Annotated in this window: 3 protein-coding genes; all 3 read left to right on the forward strand. The window is 72.5% G+C overall.

The features are described from left to right. Window positions 1-128 precede the first annotated feature (128 nt). Window positions 129-1,250 (forward strand): FAD-binding oxidoreductase, encoded by a 1,122-nt coding sequence (locus ROTAS13_RS23620; protein WP_075823588.1) that lies wholly within the window; start codon window positions 129-131, stop codon window positions 1,248-1,250. Beyond that, window positions 1,231-1,557: a (2Fe-2S)-binding protein gene (locus tag ROTAS13_RS23625; RefSeq protein ID WP_019462033.1), complete on the forward strand. Its 327-nt coding sequence runs from the start codon at window positions 1,231-1,233 to the stop codon at window positions 1,555-1,557. Before ROTAS13_RS23620 ends, ROTAS13_RS23625 begins: the two co-directional genes overlap by 20 nt. Next, window positions 1,557-2,006 (forward strand): FAD-dependent oxidoreductase (locus ROTAS13_RS23630; RefSeq protein WP_139323543.1); only part of this gene is annotated, 450 nt, incomplete at its 3' end. The genes ROTAS13_RS23625 and ROTAS13_RS23630, both read left to right, overlap by 1 nt.

The following is a 2,006-nucleotide window of genomic DNA, read 5'->3' on the forward strand; positions in this document are numbered from 1 at the left end:
TCGCCTTACGGTGGAGCTGTGCGTAGATGTGATCAAGAGACAGCCCCGGCGGAGGGGGGCCGGGGGAGGCAGAGCCTTCCCCGGGGCCCGACCACAAGGCATCCCCGCTGCAACAAGGACGATAACCGATGAGCACCCACGACGCGATCGTGGTGGGCGGCGGGCTGGTGGGCACCGCCATCGCCTATGGCCTGGCGAAGCAGGGCCTCGCGACGCTGCTGCTGGATGAGGGCGATGTCGCCCACCGCGCCAGCCGCGGCAATTTCGGCCTGGTCTGGGTCCAGTCCAAAGGGCTGGGCGCGCCGCACTACCAGCGCTGGACGCGCGGCTCGGCCGAGGAATGGCCGGCGCTGGCGCGGGAGCTGGCGGAGCGCACCGGGCTCGACACGGCGCTGCACCAGCCGGGCGGCCTGCATATTTGCCTTTCCGAGGAGGAGTTCGAGGCCCGCGCCGGCTACATGGCGCGGCTGCAGCGGGAGGCCGGGAATCTCGGCATGGAATACCGCATGCTGCGCCATGCCGAGGTCCGCGACATGATGCCCGGCATCGGCAAGGCGGTCGTGGGCGCGAGCTGGACGCCCTATGACGGCCATGCCAGCCCGCTCTACCTCCTGCGCGGGCTGCACGCCGCCTTCCGCGAGGCCGGGGGCGTGTACAAGCCGAATGCGAAGGTCGAGGAAAGCACCGCCGCGCCGGGCGATTTCTCGGTGACGGCGGCGGGCGAGGCGCATCGCGCGCCGCGGCTGGTCCTGGCGGCCGGGCTGGGCAACCTGGAGCTGGCGCCGCGCTTCGGCCTGTCCGCGCCGGTGCGGCCGCAGCGGGGCGAGGTGCTGGTGACGGAGCGCACCCGCATGCTGCTGCCCATGCCCACCACCACGGTGCGGCAGACCGACGAGGGCTCGGTGATGATGGGCGACAGCAAGGAGGAGGCGGGCTACGACAGCCTGACCCAGACGCCCGGCATCATGCGCGGCATGGCACGGCGCGCAGTGCTGTCCTTTCCCTGGATCGCCGAGCTGAACATCGTGCGCGCCTGGTCGGCGCTGCGCATCATGTCGCCGGACGGGCTGCCGCTCTACGAGCAGTCCGAACGCTTCCCCGGCGCCTTCACCGCCAACTGCCATTCCGGCGTCACCCTGGCCGGGGCGCATGCCAACCGGCTGGCCCCGATGATCGCCGCCGGCGAGCTTCCGCCGGAGATGGCCCCCTTCAGCGCAAGGCGTTTCAACGATGTTCGCACAGCGGCCTGAGGCCCGCGCGCCCGGCGCGGCGCAGGTGGAGGTCTTCGTGGATGGGCGCAGCGTGCAGGTGCCGGAAGGCGCTTCCGCCGCCGCCGCCGTGCTGCTGGCGGGCCTTCCCGCCATCCGCAGCACGCCGGTGAAGGGCTCGCCGCGCCTGCCCTACTGCATGATGGGCGTCTGCTTCGATTGCCTCGCCGAGATCGACGGCGTGGCCAACCGGCAGTCCTGCATGGTGACGGTGGCGCCGGGCATGCGGATCGTGCCGCAGCAGGGCGCGCGCCGGGCGCGGCCGGAGATGGTGGGGGAGGGCGCGTGATGGCCGCCGGTTCCATTGTCGATCTGGCCATCGTCGGTGCCGGTCCGGCCGGCATGGGCGCCGCCATCGAGGCGGCGGCACTGGGCCTTTCCGTGACCGTGCTGGACGAGCAGCCGGCGCCGGGCGGGCAGGTCTTCCGCGCCGTGGAGGCCGCCTCCGGCGACCCGGCCCTCCAGGGCGAATTCGCCACCCAGGGCGCCGCGCTGGCGCGCCAGTTCCGGGCCACGAAGGGCATCGGCTACCGCCCCTCCACCACGCTCTGGCACCTCGACCGGCAAGCCGGGCTGCTTTCGGTGCTGCATGGCGGCGCTTCCTCGGAGATCGAGGCGCGGCGCGTGCTGCTGGCGACCGGAGCGCAGGAAAGGCCGGTGCCGATCCCTGGCTGGACGCTGCCGGGCGTGATGGGCATGGGCGCGGCGCAGATCCTGCTCAAGCTGTCTCTTGATCAC

This window comes from Roseomonas sp. TAS13 (assembly GCF_001950415.1).
Classification (GTDB): Bacteria; Pseudomonadota; Alphaproteobacteria; order Acetobacterales; family Acetobacteraceae; genus Roseomonas; species Roseomonas mucosa.